Below are 18,764 nucleotides of genomic sequence, written 5' to 3'. Positions count from 1 at the left end.
CGGCGCTGCGGGGCCGACTGGCGCAACCGGCCTACCGCGCTGCGGGTCCTACCGGCGCTACAGGAGCTACCGGCGCAACGGGTCCTACCGGCGCAACGGGTCCTACCGGTCCCGCCGCCATCGTCACCGCCGCTGCTCCCGTCGCAGATGCAACAAGTGCTGAAGATGTCGTTGAACGCTTCAATGAACTTCTTGCCAACCTGCGTGCCGCCGGACTTCTGGCAACCGACAATGCGTAAAGGGCTGAAATTCTGTGAAAAAGAATGTGCCTTAACACATTCGGGCGTCTCGCGCGGTCGCTTGCGACATGTTTCTGCTTCGCGCGAGTACGCATCCTCGCGGAGCGTTTGTTGTTTCATAGAACGCAATTTCCTATGAAACAACAGAAAAACCCCGGAAACCCTTACGGTTCCGGGGTATCTCTTACGTCTGGACACAATGCGCTTCCTGGAAGCGACTTTATATTATATATATACGGTACATCTTCTTGCCTGCTGCGCATACAAGAAGCACCTTTGTTTAATTCATTGATTACTCAATGATAGTAGCAACTCTACCAGATCCTACTGTACGGCCGCCCTCACGGATAGCGAAACGAAGACCCTGCTCCATAGCTACCGGATGAATCAGCTCTACAGTCATCTCTACGTTGTCGCCCGGCATACACATCTCGGTACCAGCCGGTAACTCACAAACGCCTGTTACGTCAGTGGTTCTGAAGTAGAACTGCGGACGATAGTTGTTGAAGAACGGAGTATGACGACCACCCTCGTCTTTTGTCAGAACGTAAACCTGAGCAGTAAATTTCTTATGGCATTTTACAGAGCCCGGTTTAACCAGACACTGACCACGCTGGATGTCAGTTCTCTGAACACCACGAAGCAGAGCACCGATGTTATCACCAGCCTCAGCCTGATCAAGCAGCTTACGGAACATCTCGATACCAGTTACAACAGTCTTACGAGTCTCCTCGTGAATACCAACGATCTCAACCTCATCGTTCAGTTTCAGAGTACCACGCTCAACACGGCCGGTAGCAACAGTACCACGACCTGTGATGGTGAATACGTCCTCGATCGGCATCAGGAACGGCTTATCTGTAGCACGTACCGGATCCGGAATGTAGGAATCTACAGCGTCCATGAGCTCCATGATCTTGTCGCCCCACTCGCCGTTCGGATCCTCAAGAGCCTTCAGAGCAGAACCCTGGATGATCGGTGTGTCATCGCCCGGGAACTCGTACTCGTTCAGCAGGTCTCTGATCTCCATCTCAACCAGCTCAAGCAGTTCCGGATCGTCTACCATATCGCACTTGTTCATGAATACTACGATGTACGGTACGCCTACCTGACGGGAAAGCAGGATGTGCTCTCTTGTCTGAGCCATAACACCATCGGTAGCAGCTACAACCAGAATAGCGCCATCCATCTGAGCAGCACCAGTGATCATGTTCTTAACGTAGTCAGCATGTCCTGGGCAGTCAACGTGTGCGTAATGTCTCTTCTCTGTCTGATACTCAACGTGTGCAGTAGAGATAGTAATACCACGCTCTCTCTCTTCCGGAGCTTTATCGATATCCTCGAAGTTCTCAGCTGTGTTACCAGCTACTCTTGCAGCCAGAACTTTTGTGATAGCTGCTGTCAGGGTTGTTTTACCATGGTCTACGTGTCCGATAGTACCAATGTTACAATGCGGTTTAGTTCTTTCAAACTTTGCTTTTGCCATTTTAAGACGTCCTCCTTAATTTACACCCAATACGGGTATCTCAATTTATGTTAGGCTGACTCTAATTATATTCGATTAGAGCCGTTTTTTCAAGCCTAATATTGCTTTTCCGGGCAGCTATCTGCCCGGAAAAGGCAATATAGTTACATTTTTAATTATTTCTCAGCTTTTCCAGCAAGAACTTTCTCCTGAACGCTCTTCGGAACCTGCTCATATTTCTCAAAGAACATGGAGTAGTTACCACGTCCCTGAGTTCTGGAACGAAGGTCGGTAGAATAACCGAACATCTCTGCCAGCGGAACATAAGCCTTAACCAGCTTGCCGCCGCCGATGTCTTCCATACCCTCGATACGACCACGACGAGAGTTGATATCACCGATGATATCACCCATATACTCTTCCGGCATGGTTACCTCAACCTTCATGATCGGCTCAAGCAGTACCGGGTTACCTTTACGCATAGCATCCTTGAATGCCATGGAACCTGCGATATGGAAAGCCATCTCAGAAGAGTCGACCTCATGGTAGGAACCATCGTATACGTCAGCGTGAACGCCGAGTACCGGGAATCCGCCGAGGATACCTGCCTTAGCAGCCTCTTCGATACCTTCGCCTACAGCCGGGATGTACTCTTTCGGGATAGCACCGCCGACAACGCTGGACTCAAACTTGAAGGTCTCTTCGCCGTTCGGATCCATCGGAGTGAAGTGTACCTTACAGTGACCGTACTGACCACGACCACCAGACTGTTTTGCATACTTGCTGTCTACATCTACAGCCTTTGTGAAGGTCTCTTTGTAAGCTACCTGCGGAGCACCTACGTTAGCTTCAACGTGGAACTCACGAAGCAGACGGTCTACGATAATCTCCAGATGGAGCTCGCCCATACCAGCGATGATTGTCTGACCAGTCTCTTTGTTTGTATAAGCACGGAAGGTCGGATCCTCCTCTGCCAGTTTTGCAAGAGCCTCGCCCATCTTGTCCTGACCAGCTTTGGTCTTCGGCTCGATAGCGATGTCGATAACCGGCTCCGGGAACTCCATGGACTCCAGGATTACCGGATGCTGCTCATCACAGATAGTATCACCTGTGGTGGAGAACTTGAATCCGATCGCTGCTGCGATATCACCGGAGTAAACCTTTTCCAGCTCGTGACGCTTGTTGGCATGCATCTGAAGGATACGTCCAACACGCTCTTTTTTGTCCTTTGTTGCATTCAGTACGTATGAACCGGAGTTCATAACACCTGAGTACACACGGAAGTAAGCCAGCTTACCTACGAACGGGTCGGTCATGATCTTGAATACAAGAGCAGAGAACGGCTCTTCGTCGGAAGAATGTCTTACAGTCTCGTTGCCATCCAGGTCAACACCCTTGATCGGCGGGATGTCAAGCGGAGACGGCATGAACTCAATGATAGCATCCAGGAGCTTCTGAATACCCTTATTTCTGTATGCGGTACCACAGCATACCGGGATAGCCTGACACTCACAGGTTGCTTTTCTTAATACTTTCTTTAATTCATCTACAGACGGCTCTTCACCCTCAAGGTATGCCATCATCAGATCATCATCCAGCTCGCAGATCTTCTCTACCAGCTCGGTGTGGTAAAGCTCAGCGTCATCCTTCATATCCTCCGGGATATCAAGGATGCTGATGTCCTCACCCTTATCATCATTGTAGATGTATGCTTTCATCTCGAACAGGTCGATAATTCCCTTGAAATCATCTTCCTTGCCGATCGGAAGCTGTAAACAGATAGCATTCTTACCAAGTCTGGTCTTGATCTGCTCTACACAGCCATAGAAGTTTGCACCCAGGATATCCATCTTGTTGATGAATGCCATACGCGGTACATTGTAGGTATCAGCCTGACGCCATACGTTCTCAGACTGCGGCTCTACACCACCCTTAGCACAGAATACACCTACAGCGCCGTCCAGTACACGCAGGGAACGCTCAACCTCAACCGTGAAGTCAACGTGTCCTGGGGTATCGATGATGTTGATACGATGCTCCAGAGCGCCTGGTTTCGGTTTGCAGTTTTCCTGCAAAGTCCAGTGACAGGTTGTCGCTGCAGAAGTGATGGTAATACCTCTCTCCTGCTCCTGAGCCATCCAGTCCATGGTAGCAGTACCTTCATGAGTATCACCGATCTTATAGTTAACACCAGTATAATACAGAATACGCTCAGTAGTGGTAGTCTTACCAGCATCGATATGAGCCATAATACCAATATTTCTGGTTCTCTCTAACGGATATTCTCTTCCAGCCAAAGCTTTTTCCTCCTATTAGAATCTGTAATGAGCAAATGCCTTGTTAGCCTCTGCCATCTTATGCATATCTTCTTTCTTCTTCACAGATGCACCAGTGTTGTTAGCTGCATCCAGAATCTCTTTTGCCAGTCTCTCTTCCTGAGTCTTCTCGCCTCTCTTACGGGAGTACAGAGTGATCCAGCGAAGTGCAAGAGCCTGTCTTCTTTCCGGCTTAACCTCGATCGGTACCTGATAGGTAGCACCACCGATACGTTTTGCCTTAACTTCCAGAACCGGCATGATGTTGTTCATTGCCTCTTCGAAAACCTCTACAGCTTCCTTACCGGATTCTGCAGCGACACGATCAAACGCGCCGTATACGATCTTCTGAGCAACGCCCTTTTTGCCGTCCAGCATGATGTTGTTGATTAATTTAGTAACAACCTTGTTGTTGTACAGCGGATCCGCTAATACGTCTCTTTTCTGAGTATGTCCTTTACGTGGCACGTTACTTCCCTCCTTAATATCTGCTCCGGCGGGGAGCCGCGGGAGCCATTCATTAGATCTTAGGTACTCGCATTGAACACTTAGCGAGGTTCCTCACGAGCTTAGTGTGAAAGCGCACCTGCGAAACGAGCGCGTCTTTCAGCGCGACATTGAGCATGGTGCTTCCTCTCTTCCTACTCGGCAGGTTCTCTCTAAGTTCAACCTGCGTCTCGTGCGCGGTTCTATGATTCCCTGCAACCTACAGGATCAATATCAAAGTCCGGCACATTCATTCTAAATCTAATAGAACTTCTACCTAATTAAAATTATTTCTTGTCTTTCGGTCTCTTAGCGCCGTATTTGGAACGCGCCTGTTTTCTGTTGGCTACGCCTGCAGTATCAAGAGTACCTCTGATGATGTGGTATCTGGTACCTGGTAAGTCTTTTACACGACCACCACGAATCAGAACAACGCTGTGCTCCTGTAAGTTGTGTCCCTCACCCGGGATGTAGCTTGTTACTTCGATACCGTTGGAAAGACGAACTCTGGCGATTTTTCTAAGAGCAGAGTTAGGCTTTTTAGGTGTTGCAGTCTTAACGGCTGTACACACGCCTCTCTTCTGCGGTGCAGAAACGTTGATAGCTTTCTTCTGTAAAGAGTTGTATCCCTTCTGCAGAGCCGGAGCTGTTGATTTCTTTTCAGATGTCTGTCTTCCCTTTCTTACTAACTGGTTAAATGTAGGCATCCTTTTCACCTCCTGTGATATTGTCTGTGGTTGCTTTTTTAAGCTTGTATTTCCGCGCAGAAATTCCTTGAATTTTGCACGCTTACTTATTATAGCTAGTTTGAGTTGCACTGTCAAGGTATAAAATGCAAATTTTTCCCGTAAAATAAAGGGTTTGTTACTGTTCACGCATACGTGCCCAGTAACGGAATTTGCCGTGGCTTCGCATTTAAATACGGCAAATTCCTGCTGCCACCACGTTTTCTTACGGCACTTTCGGTTCCAAAAGTGCCTACCTGTGAGCAGTAACAAGGGTTTTGCGCTGTAGACAGGTACAGTGCAAAACCCTCTATTGTCTCATCTGACTCTTTTTTTCTGGAAAATATCTTAAATATCCCGGAACTTCATTTCCGCTACTCCTGCGGTCCCATGTACTCCGAATCACCAAAACCAAGAATCAGCATAAAAAGCGGATTCAGGAAAAATAAACCAATAGTAAATCCTATCCCGTGACCATAGGCACACGCCAGCTTATAGAGTGCCACCACATTCATGAGTGCTGTTCCCAGAAGCGCAAGCGAACCGATAACTCCCACGATTCCGCCGAAGGAATTTAAAATACCTCCGCCGACCGCCAGTCCCAGTGCCACCCAGAAATACTGCACATCCCAGGTCAGCCGGTACTGTACATAGCCATTGTAAATCGGAATGATGGATTTCCATCCTTCTTCCCCGGCTTTTGTAAAGATCTTCCAGTATGCAATTACCTGCAGAATATAAAAGATAAACGCAAATAATGCATATGCCATAATAAACGCCACCAATCCCATACGCTTTCCTCCTTTCAGTTTTTACTGTCCGAAGAATATATTCACGCCAGCCAGCAGTCCGTTCGCCAGAGTCTCAAGCGTCGCACCCGAATGATCGGACGCCTTATCTCCCAGCTCAATATCCACACTCGGAATCGTTGAATAGGAAGTCTGGGTCAAATCCATCTCCATGCTGCCTTTAGAATAAATCTTCACACCCGCGCTCTTTAAGCCGCTGATCAGCGACTCGCCCAGTTGGTTGTGCTGCTTCCAATGAGAGGCAACCGGCTCCATCGCACGGTAGGTTGCATTGCTTGGAACGCTCATGAAAAAGGCACCCTTGTTGCTGCTGGTTGAATCCCAGTGCAAGGCTATATGACAGTCCGCGTTGTTATTCGCAATGACCGTACGAGCTATATTATCCAGCTGTACATCATCTGATTCACGGATCATCAGTACATCATAGCCTGCATTCAGAAGTTTTGTCTTAAGCACCTTTGCCATAGCAAGTGTTACCTTGCTCTCTGCTGTTCCATCTGCAAAGGTCATACCGCTGGAAACTGCCACTGCTGAGGTAGCACCGGCTCCGGTTGTGCCGCCGGTTACTTTCGCACTTCCATCCGGATGACACTGGGTCTTGACGCTTCCGCCACCGTTTGTTCCATGTCCGGCATTGACACAGACCACTTTATTTTTCTTGTTGGAAGCAGTCGAGCGGTACAGGGTCGCAGTTCCGCTGTTGATCTTTGAATAATTTGCGTATTTATAATTAGAAGAAAGTGCGATCGCCGTGCCGCCGGATGTCTGCGCTCCCGCTGCTGTCTGGCTGGTTGTCTGGACAGCACCTGCAGATGCCGGTTTTTTGCTTGTCACATAGGCGGATGAAACGTAATACTTCTTTCCATTCAAAAGAATCATCGTCCACTGCCCGCTGGTTCCCACGCGCTCCAGCTTCTGACCGTAGGACAGATTGCCCGCGATATTATTGTCCTTGATCTGCGCCGATGTCCGGTAGCGCAGGGAAGACGTATTGACATACACCGAGTCACCTGCCAGCGCGATCTGCGACATACCGGCTGTCATCAGCAGAGCCGCCGCCAGTCCCAGTGTGTGTTTTTTGAGCCAATTGTGTCTCTTCATCTATATAATCTCCTTCCAATGTCTCTATTTTTAAAATAATTGTTTCTGTTTTGAAAGTCTAAAATCGTTAAATTTGTTTTTTAAATTCATACAATTCAATCACATTACTTTGGATTTTAAACATTTCCTTTATAAGTATAACGGATTTTCCCCTTCGATTCAACCAATCCCGCGCTTCTATTTCTTACGGTTTTCTGTCTATGATATGGCAGGAACGAATGTGCCTTGGCACATTCGGGCGTCTCGCGCGGTCGCTTGCGACAACCTACAGCTTCGCGCGAGTGCGCATCATTGGCACAAAAAAAGACCGCCGCATCTCTGCGGCGATCTCCAAAAAACGATTCCGTTTTTCATTTTTAATTATTCTTCACTCAGCTCATCCTCGTTGAGTACAATCTTGTCTGCCTCGTCCAGTTCAGCCGGCTCGTTGAAGTCGTCCTCTGCCAGATCGATATCATCCTCTTCCTCAACATCAGTGTTCAGCTTGATGGAGCGGTAACGCTTCATACCGGTACCAGCCGGAATCAGCTTACCAATCAGAACGTTCTCCTTCAGACCAATCAGCTTATCTACCTTTCCGTTGATGGCAGCCTCGGTCAGAACCTTGGTTGTCTCCTGGAAGGATGCAGCGGATAAGAAGGAGTCGGTTGCCAGAGATGCCTTGGTGATACCCAGCATAACCTGACGTCCGATCGCCGGCTCTTTGCCCTCGGCTTCCAGCGCCTCGTTCATCTCGTTGAAATCGAGTACATCCATGGATACGCCCGGCAGTACGTCGGAATCTCCACTTTCCTCAATCTTAATCTTCTTTAACATCTGGTGTACGATCATCTCAATATGCTTATCGTTGATTTCTACACCCTGTAAACGGTATACACGCTGTACTTCCTGGATCATGTAATCCTGTACGGCGCGGACGCCCTTGATCTTCAGAATATCGTGCGGGTTCACGCTACCTTCGGTCAGCTCGTCACCAGCCTCCAGAACCGCGCCGTCCTGAATCTTGATACGGGAGCCGTAAGGAATCAGGTATGTCTTGGAATTGCCCGTCTCATTATCTGTGATAATGATCTCACGTTTCTTCTTGGTATCTTTGATGGTTGCTACACCGCCGAACTCAGCGATGATAGCAAGTCCCTTCGGCTTACGTGCCTCGAAAAGCTCCTCGACACGCGGAAGACCCTGTGTGATATCGCCACCGGCAACGCCGCCCGAGTGGAACGTACGCATGGTCAGCTGTGTACCAGGCTCACCGATGGACTGTGCCGCGATGATGCCGACTGCCTCACCGACCTGAACCGGCTGACCGGTTGCCATGTTGGCACCGTAGCACTTCGCACACACACCGATATGGGATTTACAGGTCAGAACGGTACGGATCTTGATGGAATCTCTGCCCTGTTTCTTCAATGCTGCCATAACAGCCGCTGCACGCTTCGGTGTACACATATGGTTCTTCTCAATCACCACTTCACCTGTATCCGGGTCTGTGATTGTCTCAGCGATGAAACGTCCTGTGATACGCTCCTGCAATGTCTCGATGGTCTCCTGACCATCCATGAATGCCTTGATCTCCATATACGGAATCTCCGGCTTATCCCAGCAGCAGTCCTCCTCGCGGACGATCAGATCCTGGGATACGTCTACCAGACGTCTGGTCAGGTAACCAGAGTCGGCAGTACGCAGAGCCGTATCGGACATACCTTTTCGAGCTCCGTGTGCGGAGATGAAGTACTCCAGTACGTCCAGACCCTCACGGAAGTTGGACTTGATAGGAAGTTCAATCGTATGACCGGTCGTATCTGCCATCAGTCCTCGCATACCAGCAAGCTGTTTGATCTGCTTATCCGATCCTCGCGCACCGGAGTCAGCCATCATGAAGATGTTGTTATATTTGTCAAGTCCTGTCAGCAGGTCATGAGTCAGCTGATCATCGGTTGCCTTCCAGGTCTCGATAACTTCTTTGTAACGCTCTTCCTCTGTGATAAGACCACGGCGGAAGTTCTTTGCGATATGGTCAACCGTTGCCTGCGCATCAGCAATCAGCTTCGGCTTGCTTGCCGGTACGGTCATATCGGAAATCGATACGGTCATGGCTGCACGTGTAGAGAACTTGTAGCCAATCGCCTTGATGTCATCCAGGGTAATCGCTGTCTGGGTTGCACCATGAACATTGATAACCTTCTCCAGAATCTGCTTTAACTGCTTCTTGCCTACGTGGAAGTCAACTTCCAGTTTCAGCTCATTCTCCGGCTGGGAACGATCTACGAAGCCCAGATCCTGCGGGATGATCTCGTTAAAGATGAAACGACCTACAGTAGACTCGATCACACCTGTCTTCGTTGTGCCATCCGGCATCGTGCGGGTTACTCTTACTTTGACACGGGAATGCAGGGTAACAACCTTGTTCTCGTATGCAAGAATCGCCTCGTTGATGCTCTTGAATGCCATACCCTCGCCCTTGGCGCCCGGACGCTCCTGGGTCAGATAGTAGATACCAAGTACCATATCCTGAGAAGGAACGGCTACCGGACCACCATCGGACGGTTTTAACAGGTTGTTCGGGGAAAGCAGCAGGAAACGGCACTCTGCCTGTGCTTCCACGGAAAGCGGAAGATGTACCGCCATCTGGTCACCATCGAAATCGGCGTTGAATGCGGTACACACAAGCGGATGCAGCTTGATTGCCTTACCTTCTACCAGAATCGGCTCGAATGCCTGGATACCCAGACGATGCAGTGTAGGAGCACGGTTTAACATAACCGGATGCTCTTTGATTACATCCTCGAGAACGTCCCAAACCTCCGGCTGAAGGCGCTCTACCATCTTCTTTGCATTTTTAATGTTATGAGCGGTTCCGTTAGAAACCAGCTCTTTCATAACGAAAGGCTTAAACAGCTCGATCGCCATTTCTTTCGGAAGACCACACTGATAAATCTTAAGTTCCGGTCCTACAACAATAACAGAACGTCCGGAATAGTCAACTCGTTTACCCAGAAGGTTCTGACGGAAACGTCCCTGTTTACCCTTTAACATATCAGAAAGGGACTTGAGGGCACGGTTGCCAGGACCGGTAACCGGACGGCCGCGGCGGCCATTATCAATTAATGCGTCAACTGCCTCCTGAAGCATACGTTTCTCGTTGCGCACGATGATATCCGGTGCGCCGAGCTCCAGAAGTCTTGCAAGACGGTTGTTACGGTTGATAATACGACGATACAGATCGTTTAAGTCGGAAGTTGCGAAACGTCCGCCATCCAGCTGTACCATCGGACGGATATCCGGCGGGATAACCGGGACAACGGTCATGATCATCCACTCCGGTTTGTTGCCGGAATTTCTGAATGCCTCTACGACTTCCAGACGCTTGATGATGCGGGCACGCTTCTGTCCGGTTGCATCCTGTAACTGGTTTCTCAGATCCTCAGAATCCTTCTCCAGGTCGATCGCCTTTAAAAGCTCCTGAATCGCCTCGGCACCCATGCCGACACGGAAAGAACCGTAACCGTATTTCTCGATCTCGTCACGGTACTCCTTCTCAGACAGAACCTGCTTCATCTGCAGTCCGGTCTGTCCCGGATCCAGCACGATATAGGAAGCGAAGTACAGAACCTTCTCCAGAGTTCTCGGAGAAATGTCCAGAATCAGACCCATGCGGCTCGGAATTCCCTTGAAATACCAGATGTGGGAAACCGGAGCTGCAAGCTCGATATGACCCATGCGCTCACGGCGGACGCTGGCTTTTGTAACCTCAACGCCGCAGCGGTCACAGATAACACCTTTATATCTGATTTTTTTATATTTACCACAGTGGCACTCCCAGTCCTTGCTCGGTCCAAAGATTCTCTCACAGAACAGGCCGTCTTTCTCCGGCTTTAATGTTCTGTAGTTGATGGTCTCCGGCTTTTTAACCTCGCCGTGAGACCACTCCAGAATCTTTTCAGGGGATGCCAAACCGATCTTGATTGCGTCAAATGTCAATGGTTGATATGTTTCATTTGTCTCTGGCATGAGCGGTACTCCCTCCTATCGATTATTCTTCGTCGTCAGATCCATTATCATCGGAAACGTCTGCATAGTCATCGTCCGTATAGCCGTCTGCCTCTGCTGTATACTCATCGTGCTCTACATCGGTCAGCTCACCATCTTTAAATTCCTGCTCCTGGTAACCGTAGTTGCCGAAGGACTCATTCTGAGAGTAACGCTTGCTGTCACCCTCGATGACGGAACGAAGATCGGTATCGCCTTCGTCGATGTTCTCCTTGAGCTCGATCTCGGAACCGTCTTCTGCCAGAACTCTGACATCCAGACCCAGGGACTGAAGCTCTTTTAAGAGTACCTTGAAGGACTCCGGAATACCCGGCTCCGGAATATTCTCGCCCTTGATGATTGCCTCGTATGTCTTCACACGACCTACCACATCATCGGACTTCACGGTCAGGATCTCCTGCAGCGTGTAGGATGCGCCATACGCCTCCAGAGCCCAAACCTCCATCTCTCCGAAACGCTGGCCACCGAACTGAGCTTTACCACCCAGCGGCTGCTGTGTAACGAGGGAGTAAGGACCTGTGGAACGTGCATGAATCTTATCATCAACCAGATGATGCAGTTTCAGGTAATGCATGTGTCCGATTGTAACCGGGCTGTCGAAGTACTCGCCGGTACGTCCATCTCTCAGGCGGACTTTACCGTCGCGTCCGATCGGAACGCCCTTCCAGAGTTTTCTGTGCTCCAGATGGGTACCCAGATACTCCATAACTTCCGGATCTACAATATCTTTATATTTTGCTTCGAACTCTTCCCAGGAGGTGTTGACATAGTCATTTGCCATCTCCAGAGTGTTCTGAATATCTTTCTCGTCTGCACCGTCGAAAATCGGGGTGGATACATCAAAACCAAGTGCTTTGGCAGCAAGGCTTAAATGAATCTCCAGGACCTGTCCGATATTCATACGGGACGGTACGCCCAGTGGGTTCAGTACGATGTCGAGCGGACGGCCATTCGGAAGGAACGGCATATCCTCAACCGGAAGTACACGGGAAACGACACCCTTGTTACCATGACGGCCAGCCATCTTATCGCCGACGGAAATCTTTCTCTTCTGTGCAATGTAGATACGAACGGTCTTATTTACACCCGGAGCCAGCTCGTCGCCGTTCTCTCTTGTAAATACCTTCGCATCAATGATGATACCGTATGCACCATGCGGTACTTTCAGGGAGGTATCACGAACCTCTCTTGCCTTCTCACCGAAGATCGCACGTAACAGGCGCTCTTCTGCGGTCAGCTCGGTCTCTCCCTTCGGAGTAACCTTACCTACCAGGATATCACCGGCACGAACCTCTGCACCGATGCGGATGATACCGCGCTCGTCCAGATCTTTCAGTGCATCCTCGCCGACACCCGGAACATCTCTTGTGATCTCTTCCGGTCCCAGCTTGGTATCACGTGCTTCTGCCTCGTATTCCTCGATATGGACGGAGGTATATACATCCTCCTGAACCAGACGCTCAGACAGAAGAACGGCATCCTCGTAGTTGTAGCCTTCCCAGGTCATGAAGCCGATCAGCGGGTTTTTGCCCAGACCGATCTCACCGTTGCAGGTGGACGGGCCATCTGCGATAACCTCGCCAGCTTCGACATGGTCATTCTTGTATACAATCGGTTTCTGATTGTAGCAGTTGGACTGGTTGCTTCTCTTGAATTTTGTCAGATGGTATACATCGCGGTTTCCATCGGAATCTCTCTTGATGATGATCTCGTTGGAAGCGGAGCGCTCAACCACACCGGCATTCTTTGCAACGACACACACACCGGAGTCAACAGCTGCCTTCGCGGAAATACCGGTATCGACAACGGCTCTCTCGGTGGTCAGAAGTGGTACCGCCTGACGCTGCATGTTCGATCCCATCAGAGCACGGTTCGCATCGTCGTTCTGCAGGAACGGAATCATGGAAGTAGCTACGGAGAATACCATCTTCGGGGATACGTCCATCAGGTCGATTTTCTTCTTCTGGAACTCGGAGGTCTCCTCACGGAAACGACCAGATACGTTATTGTGGACGAAGTGTCCTTCTTCGTCTAACTGCTCGTTTGCCTGTGCAACAACGAAGTTATCTTCCTCGTCTGCTGTCAGGTATACAACCTCATCCGTAACAACCGGGTTGGACGGATCGGTTTTATCTACTACACGGTACGGAGCTTCGATGAAACCGTACTCATTGACACGTGCGTAAGATGCCAGGGAGTTGATCAGACCGATGTTCGGTCCCTCAGGTGTCTCGATCGGGCACATACGGCCATAGTGTGTGTAGTGTACATCTCGTACCTCGAATCCGGCACGGTCCCTTGACAGACCGCCAGGACCCAGGGCGGAAAGACGTCTCTTATGGGTCAGCTCGGACAGCGGGTTGTTCTGATCCATGAACTGGGACAGCTGGGAACTTCCGAAGAACTCCTTGACTGCTGCTGTAACCGGCTTGATATTGATCAGGGACTGGGCAGAAACACCTTCCATGTCCTGTGTTGTCATACGCTCACGTACCACACGCTCCATACGGGACAGACCGATACGGTACTGGTTCTGAAGCAGCTCGCCGACCGCACGGATACGACGGTTGCCCAGATGGTCGATATCATCTGGATTGCCGATGCCGCCTTCCAGATGCATGTTGTAGTTGATGGAAGCGATGATATCTTCCTTCGTAATATGCTTCGGAATCAGGTCATGGATATCTCTGCGGATAATCTCTTTTAACTCCTCATCAGAAGCGCCGGCATTTTCTTCCAGAATACCCTGGAGAACCGGATAGAATACTAACTCTGTGACGCCTACTTCTTCCGGATCGAAATTCACATAAGCGCCCAGATCTACCATCATGTTAGAAAGAACCTTGTGATTCTTCTTCTCACCCTGAATCCATACAAACGGAACGCCTGCGTTCTGGATGTCAGTAGCAAGTTCCTTGGTAACCTTTGTTCCCTGCTCCGCCAGAATCTCTCCGGTAGTTGTATCAACCACATCCTCAGCCAGAACGTGACCTACGATACGGTTCTTAAAGTGAAGCTTTTTATTGAATTTATAACGACCTACCTTTGCCAGATCGTAGCGGCGCGGATCGAAGAACATGCTGTTTAACAGGCTCTCTGCGCTGTCTACGGAAAGCGGCTCACCCGGACGAATCTTCTTATATAATTCCAGAAGACCATCCTGGTAGTTGTTGGACGGATCCTTCTCGAAGCTCTTCTCCAGTTTCAGCTCATCGCCGAACAGGTCAATGATCTCGGCGTTAGTACCGTAACCAAGAGCACGGATCAGAACAGTAACAGGAACTTTTCTGGTCCGGTCTACACGCACGTAGAAAATGTCGTTGGAATCTGTCTCATACTCCAGCCAGGCACCCCGGTTCGGGATAACGGTGCAGCTGTATAACTCTGTACCGATCTTATCGTGCGCGATTCCATAATAAATACCAGGGGAACGAACAAGCTGGCTGACGATAACTCGCTCCGCTCCGTTGATAACGAAGGAGCCGGTGTCGGTCATAAGTGGAAGATCACCCATGAAAATCTCATGTTCATTGATCTCATCTTTATCTTTATTGCAAAGTCTTACCTTTACCTTCAGAGGAGCTGCATAGGTCGCATCGCGCTCTTTGCACTCTTCGATCGTATATTTGATATCGTTTTTACACAGTGTAAAATCCACAAATTCCAGACTCAAGTGACCTGCGAAATCCGTGATCGGGGAGATATCAGCAAACACTTCTTTCAGTCCCTCATCCAGGAACCACTGATACGAGTTTTTCTGAATCTCAATCAAATTCGGCATTTCCAGAACTTCTTTTTGTCTTGAGAAGGTCATCCTTACACCTTTACCGGTTTTTACCGGACGCATCCTGCTTTTCTCCATTCGATGTTTCACCCCTGTTTTCTTTCTATCTCTATGGTTTGCATTTTTCCATCTCCGAACCAGCCTTGTTTCATGCCGCCGGAGCTGCACTGTCATTTGGGCATACGAATACCCGGAAAACACAGTTTTCCACAATAGTGCATTCTCCATCTTAGCATGGGATTTGATGGGTGTCAAGTGGTTTTTTGATGAATTTGGAAAATATAGCCTTCCCTCTTCTCATTTCATTCTATCATGCGGCAAATCATGGTATAATTTAAGAATATTCACTACAACATATGGAGGAAACCGATGCCAGAGTTAAGTGGATTTGAAAGAATCGCTTATGCGGACCAATGCACCAACACATCCGAAATCATCTCAGTAAAAGCGCTCGATAACATGATTTTGGTTTTTTCTATTTTTTTAAGTCCCCATCGCCATAGTTACCCGTCTATTTTTCTTGCCATTTCCCCACTCCAATGCTATAATACATAGTAATTGCGCGGTTATTTTCGTGTTCCATGCGAAATGGGATTGGATTTTCGTCCCGCCGCTATCTACAACGGAGGTATATATATGTCATTTTGGAATGTACTGCTAGTTATTATCGTCATTCTGGCTATCCTTCTTGTCGTACTGTATATTCTGGGTTCCCGGATGCAGAAACGTCAGGCAGAGCAGCAGACTATGATCGACGCTTCGAAACAGACTGTTTCGATTCTGGCGATTGACAAAAAGAAACTGAAAATCGGAGATTCCGGTCTCCCGAAGATGGTTATTGACCAGACTCCATGGTATATGAAGTGGGCGAAGCTCCCGATCGTAAAGGCTAAGATCGGACCGAAGGTTGTGACCATGATCGCGGATGAGAAGGTATTCCTTCAGTTACCGCTCCGCACCGAGGCAAAGGTTGTCATCAGCGGTCTTTATATCACAGAGATCAAGAGCGTGCGCGGAGGCATCCCGCCGCTGCCGAAGAAGAAAAAATTCTTTGACCGTTTCAAAAAAAATACAGAAGAGGCAGCAAAGAAAGAAGCTTCCAAGTCCAAGAAAAATAAATAATGGATCTTAAAATCCCGGAAATGTAACTGATTGCACGTTTCCGGGATTTTTGATTCGTCGATTTTATTTCTTTGTTTCTATATTCTTTTATATTTACTGCTCTTTCAGGTTCAATTTCGCCGTCGCCTTCGATTTCACATCAATTTCAATATGGCTCTGGCTGGTCTGCTCATAGTTGAGTTCCAGCGTATAATCAATCTGGATTTTCAGATGATCCGGACCTTCATTGATCTTGATGCGGTCGGTCGTGACGCCCACGATCATCTGACCGTATGGAGTCACATAACAGCTGACATTCGGACGGTTCTCCTGAAAAATCATATGCGCCCGCGCATCGCCTCCCTTGATCATATCGACGCTGTCCGCATTGGCTTTGATGGTATTGCGGATGCTTCCTTCCTCGCCCTCCAGTATCTCATCATAGATGATATAATGCTTGCCATTTTTGAAATAATAGCTGCCTGCCGTGATAACCTCCAGGTTATTCGTCTCCCCGTCCGCAATATGGGCACCGCGCACGGATACAAGCACATCTTTCGTCATATTTTAATACTCCTCAATGTTAATCTGTTTCGTGTCTTTTACCTCTTTTGGCAGAATCGCCTTGGCAAAACGCGTAAAATTCTCCGCCCGGTCGCTGACAAAGAACTGATACTGGTCAAGAATCGGCTCCCCGGCAGCAGCGCGGCGGCTGTTTTCCTCCGAAAAACGTTCCAGATCCTCCGAACTGCGTGTCAGATCCATGTCCCGCAGCAGAGTTTTAAGTTCAACCGCCGTCTCATATGCCGGATTTACCAAAGTCACCTCGTCACCCATCAGCCGATGCAGCGTCGAACGCAGTAGCGGATAATGCGTACATCCCATAACCAGCGTATCAATGTATTTTTCTTTCAGCGAAGAAAGATACCGGGAGGCAATCTCATCTGTTACCGAATCATGGAAGAGTCCTTCCTCCACCAGCGGCACAAAGAGCGGACACGGTTTTCCAATGACCTCAATATCCGGGCGCAGCTTCTGCATTTCTCTGGTATAAATACCGCTCCGGATGGTCGCCTCGGTTCCAATCACGCCAATCTTTCCATTATGGGTTGCCTCGGCAGCCGTGCGCGCGCCCGCGTAGATAACCCCGATGATCGGGATATCCAATTCCTGTCTGACCGTCTCCAGTGCACACGCCGAGGCCGTGTTGCAGGCAATCACGATCGCCTTGACTCCCTGTGTTTTCAGAAAACGGATGATCTGGCGGGAATAGCGCAGCACCGTCTCCTGCGATTTGCTTCCATATGGAACGCGCGCCGTATCTCCAAAGTATACGATGCGCTCCTGCGGCATCTGACGCATGATCTCACGGGCTACCGTCAGACCGCCGATGCCTGAATCAAAAACTCCGATCGGGGCATTTCTATCCATGTTTACCTTCCTTTCGGCAAAATTCTTATGGTCATGTTTCCATTCTTTCCCGAACTTCTGTGTATATCGAATCATATAACGTCCAAAAGTAGATTCTCTCACACTGTTTCAGGATTCTGAAACATTTTTATTTATTTCTAGGCTTCGTAGCGTTTCAGTCCGTGTTCAATCAGCTTTGTCACCATCTCCGGCTTCGGGATTCCGGCCGCCTCAAAGAGCATCGGGTACATACTAATCGCGGTAAAGCCCGGCATGGTATTGATCTCATTGAAGATAACCTCGCCGTCCTTCGTCACAAAGAAATCGACACGCGACAGACCATAGCCATCTACCGCCTTGAAAATACGTCTCGCCGCCTGACGCACACGCTCGGTCGCATCGCCCGGAAGCTCTGGATTTACCACGGTTCTGGACTCTGCGTTGTAATATTTCGCATCGAAATCATAGAAATCGGCTGCTGCCAGAATCTCGCCAACACCGGAAGCGATGACCGGTTCTGTGCCATTTCCAAAGACCGCACATTCGATCTCACGGCCGACGATCGTCTCCTCAACCAGAATCTTGCGGTCATGGTGCGCCGCCTCCTTTAAGCCTGCAATCAGCTCTTCGCGATCCGACGCCTTGCTGACACCTCTGGAAGAACCTGCATTGGACGGCTTGATAAATACCGGATATGCGAACCGGTTCTCGATGCGTGCCACAACCTCATCCATCTTTTCAAGTTCTTTGCGGATGACCAGCTCATATGCCGCCTGGCGCACGCCTGTGTGGTCAACAATCTGTTTTGTATACACTTTATCCATCGAAACGCTGGACGCCAGCACACCGCATCCGACATACGGGATTTTTGCCAGCTCAAAGATGCCCTGAATGGTGCCGTCCTCGCCCCAGAGTCCATGCAGAACCGGGAATACCACATCAATGCGGATCATTTCCGCCTTACCATCTTTCAGGACGATCACGGATTTCTCCGTTGCATCCGGGGAAAGGATCGCGGTCGTCGTGTTCTTTCTCCAACTCTCATCCTCGATCTGCTCGACCGAGTCAACCAGCAGCCATTTTCCCTCTTCGGTAATGCCGATCAGGGTTACATCATAGCGCTCTGTATCTATATTTTTAATGACATTGATTGCCGACATACATGAAACAATATGTTCCGAAGACTGTCCGCCAAATACCACAAGTACACTCTTTTTCATAATATCCGCCTTTCTGCCGGGTGTGGGAAGCTTCACCACACGCCGGAATGCTATTCCAA

13 protein-coding genes are annotated in these 18,764 nt (G+C 49.2%); 1 reads left to right on the top strand and 12 read right to left on the bottom strand.

Annotated features, from left to right (window positions below; translation table 11 throughout):
* Window positions 1–31: 31 nt before the first annotated feature.
* The 9 genes from DWZ16_RS15565 to DWZ16_RS11795 form a co-directional block, all read right to left on the bottom strand.
* Window positions 32–199, bottom strand: coding sequence for a hypothetical protein (locus DWZ16_RS15565; protein WP_182427360.1), 168 nt, complete (start codon window positions 197–199; stop codon window positions 32–34).
* A gap of 332 nt (window positions 200–531) precedes the next feature.
* A complete protein-coding gene (gene tuf / locus DWZ16_RS11830; RefSeq protein ID WP_107000672.1) occupies window positions 532–1,725 on the bottom strand; it encodes an elongation factor Tu in 1,194 nt (397 codons plus the stop codon).
* A 155-nt stretch (window positions 1,726–1,880) separates the two neighbouring features.
* Window positions 1,881–4,001, bottom strand: a complete 2,121-nt coding sequence (gene fusA / locus DWZ16_RS11825; RefSeq protein WP_118471396.1) for an elongation factor G — start codon at window positions 3,999–4,001, stop codon at window positions 1,881–1,883.
* Between the two features lie 15 nt (window positions 4,002–4,016).
* On the bottom strand, window positions 4,017–4,487 hold the full coding sequence (gene rpsG, locus DWZ16_RS11820; RefSeq protein ID WP_022358473.1) for a 30S ribosomal protein S7: 471 nt from the start codon (window positions 4,485–4,487) through the stop codon (window positions 4,017–4,019).
* Between the two features lie 305 nt (window positions 4,488–4,792).
* A complete protein-coding gene (gene rpsL / locus DWZ16_RS11815; RefSeq protein ID WP_022358472.1) occupies window positions 4,793–5,212 on the bottom strand; it encodes a 30S ribosomal protein S12 in 420 nt (139 codons plus the stop codon).
* A gap of 392 nt (window positions 5,213–5,604) precedes the next feature.
* Complete coding sequence (locus DWZ16_RS11810; protein ID WP_022358471.1) at window positions 5,605–6,021, bottom strand: DUF5684 domain-containing protein; 417 nt, start codon at window positions 6,019–6,021, stop codon at window positions 5,605–5,607.
* Between the two features lie 21 nt (window positions 6,022–6,042).
* The gene (locus DWZ16_RS11805) at window positions 6,043–7,140 is read right to left on the bottom strand and encodes an N-acetylmuramoyl-L-alanine amidase (RefSeq protein ID WP_107000675.1); all 1,098 of its coding nucleotides are present in this window, start codon (window positions 7,138–7,140) and stop codon (window positions 6,043–6,045) included.
* A gap of 360 nt (window positions 7,141–7,500) precedes the next feature.
* Window positions 7,501–11,151 carry a DNA-directed RNA polymerase subunit beta' gene (rpoC, locus tag DWZ16_RS11800; protein ID WP_118522912.1) on the bottom strand — a complete coding sequence of 1,217 codons (3,651 nt, stop codon included), beginning with the start codon at window positions 11,149–11,151 and terminating at the stop codon, window positions 7,501–7,503.
* A gap of 22 nt (window positions 11,152–11,173) precedes the next feature.
* Entirely contained in the window at window positions 11,174–15,037 is a 3,864-nt protein-coding gene (locus tag DWZ16_RS11795; protein ID WP_022360093.1) for a DNA-directed RNA polymerase subunit beta, read from the bottom strand.
* A gap of 573 nt (window positions 15,038–15,610) precedes the next feature.
* On the opposite strand from DWZ16_RS11795, the gene DWZ16_RS11790 reads away from it, so the two are divergent.
* Complete coding sequence (locus DWZ16_RS11790; RefSeq protein WP_022360091.1) at window positions 15,611–16,096, top strand: hypothetical protein; 486 nt, start codon at window positions 15,611–15,613, stop codon at window positions 16,094–16,096.
* Window positions 16,097–16,189: 93 nt separating this feature from the next.
* Here DWZ16_RS11790 and DWZ16_RS11785 read toward each other — a convergent pair whose 3' ends face one another.
* The 3 genes from DWZ16_RS11785 to DWZ16_RS11775 form a co-directional block, all read right to left on the bottom strand.
* Window positions 16,190–16,639, bottom strand: coding sequence for a DUF1934 domain-containing protein (locus DWZ16_RS11785; protein ID WP_022360090.1), 450 nt, complete (start codon window positions 16,637–16,639; stop codon window positions 16,190–16,192).
* A 3-nt stretch (window positions 16,640–16,642) separates the two neighbouring features.
* Window positions 16,643–17,506 carry a glutamate racemase gene (gene murI, locus DWZ16_RS11780; protein ID WP_118469160.1) on the bottom strand — a complete coding sequence of 288 codons (864 nt, stop codon included), beginning with the start codon at window positions 17,504–17,506 and terminating at the stop codon, window positions 16,643–16,645.
* Window positions 17,507–17,643: 137 nt separating this feature from the next.
* Window positions 17,644–18,705, bottom strand: a complete 1,062-nt coding sequence (locus DWZ16_RS11775; protein WP_022360088.1) for a D-alanine--D-alanine ligase family protein — start codon at window positions 18,703–18,705, stop codon at window positions 17,644–17,646.
* Window positions 18,706–18,764: the final 59 nt, after the last annotated feature.

This window comes from Clostridium sp. AF29-8BH, from assembly GCF_003478145.1.
In the GTDB taxonomy this organism is placed as follows: Bacteria; Bacillota; Clostridia; order Lachnospirales; family Lachnospiraceae; genus Otoolea; species Otoolea fessa.
The sequence above is the reverse complement of the archived record's forward strand: the minus strand, read 5'-3'. Positions and strand labels throughout refer to the sequence as shown.

Coding starts and splice junctions, on each gene's coding strand:
- tuf (WP_107000672.1), bottom strand. CDS start 1,725: ATGGCAAAAGCAAAGTTTGAAAGAACTAAACCGCATTGTAACATTGGT.
- rpoC (WP_118522912.1), bottom strand. CDS start 11,151: ATGCCAGAGACAAATGAAACATATCAACCATTGACATTTGACGCAATC.
- DWZ16_RS11785 (WP_022360090.1), bottom strand. CDS start 16,639: ATGACGAAAGATGTGCTTGTATCCGTGCGCGGTGCCCATATTGCGGAC.
- DWZ16_RS11795 (WP_022360093.1), bottom strand. CDS start 15,037: ATGCGTCCGGTAAAAACCGGTAAAGGTGTAAGGATGACCTTCTCAAGA.
- DWZ16_RS11810 (WP_022358471.1), bottom strand. CDS start 6,021: ATGGGATTGGTGGCGTTTATTATGGCATATGCATTATTTGCGTTTATC.
- DWZ16_RS11790 (WP_022360091.1), top strand. CDS start 15,611: ATGTCATTTTGGAATGTACTGCTAGTTATTATCGTCATTCTGGCTATC.
- murI (WP_118469160.1), bottom strand. CDS start 17,506: ATGGATAGAAATGCCCCGATCGGAGTTTTTGATTCAGGCATCGGCGGT.
- DWZ16_RS11775 (WP_022360088.1), bottom strand. CDS start 18,705: ATGAAAAAGAGTGTACTTGTGGTATTTGGCGGACAGTCTTCGGAACAT.
- rpsL (WP_022358472.1), bottom strand. CDS start 5,212: ATGCCTACATTTAACCAGTTAGTAAGAAAGGGAAGACAGACATCTGAA.
- DWZ16_RS11805 (WP_107000675.1), bottom strand. CDS start 7,140: ATGAAGAGACACAATTGGCTCAAAAAACACACACTGGGACTGGCGGCG.